This is a genomic window from Streptococcus oralis SK610, assembly GCF_000257455.1.
GTDB classification, from domain to species: Bacteria; Bacillota; Bacilli; order Lactobacillales; family Streptococcaceae; genus Streptococcus; species Streptococcus oralis_CB.
In genome coordinates this window covers 1-884 of the sequence record NZ_AJKQ01000002.1, presented here as the reverse complement: position 1 = coordinate 884, position 884 = coordinate 1, and the positions used below count along the sequence as shown (strand labels likewise).

At 43.3% G+C, this 884-nt stretch carries 1 pseudogene; it reads left to right on the top strand.

Annotation, left to right across the window (positions count from 1 at the left end):
* A pseudogene (locus HMPREF1115_RS02800) lies at positions 1-884 on the top strand (YSIRK signal domain/LPXTG anchor domain surface protein); the annotation flags it as partial.

The following is an 884-nucleotide window of genomic DNA, read 5'->3' as shown; positions in this document are numbered from 1 at the left end:
TTACAGTCCAGAGTTTACTAAGGTAACACCAACTGGTAAAGATACTTCTTCAGTGAACATTAAGGGGCTTGTTCAAACAGGTACGCCAACATTTGAAGGTGGTAATCCGCTTGTTCCAATCGATGAAACAGTGGTAGCAACATTTGAAGATGGATCAACTGAAAAAGTGATTCCAGGTGAAGGAACTTATACAATCTCACCAGATGGCACCGTCACCTTCACTCCAGAGGCAGACTTTGTAGGAAAAGGAACTGGCGTAACAATCGTTCGTAAGGATAAGAACGGTACCCCAGTTACTGCAAGCTATCGTCCAACAGTTGTAGATCCATCTACTGGTCATGATACGGCTTCTACAGGAGCAAAAGGCCAACCACAAGTGGCAACTCCAACGTTTGAAGGACATATCGATAGTACAGTTCCACCAACCTTTGAGGATGGTAGCACGACTATGATTGTTCCGGGTGAAGGAAGTTATACAATTGATAAAGATGGTAAGATTACCTTTACTCCAGAACCAGACTTTGTTGGTACAGCTAAAGGATTGGTTGTGAAACGTTTGGATATGTATGGAAATGTAGTTACTGCTCGCTACACACCAACTGTCCTTGGACAAACACAAGTGAGTGATGCGACATCAGAAGGTCTTAAAGGTCAAACTCAGACTGGTAAACCAAGCTTTACAGGTGATGTCGATCTGACAGTTCCGCCAACCTTTGAAGATGGAACAACTGAAAAAGTCGTTCCAGGTGAAGGAACTTATGTAATCTCACCAGATGGCACCGTCACCTTTACTCCAGAGGCAGACTTTGTAGGGCAAGCCAAAGGTGTGAAAGTGATCCGTAAAGATCGCAATGGAAATATCATTTCAGGATTCTATACTCCAA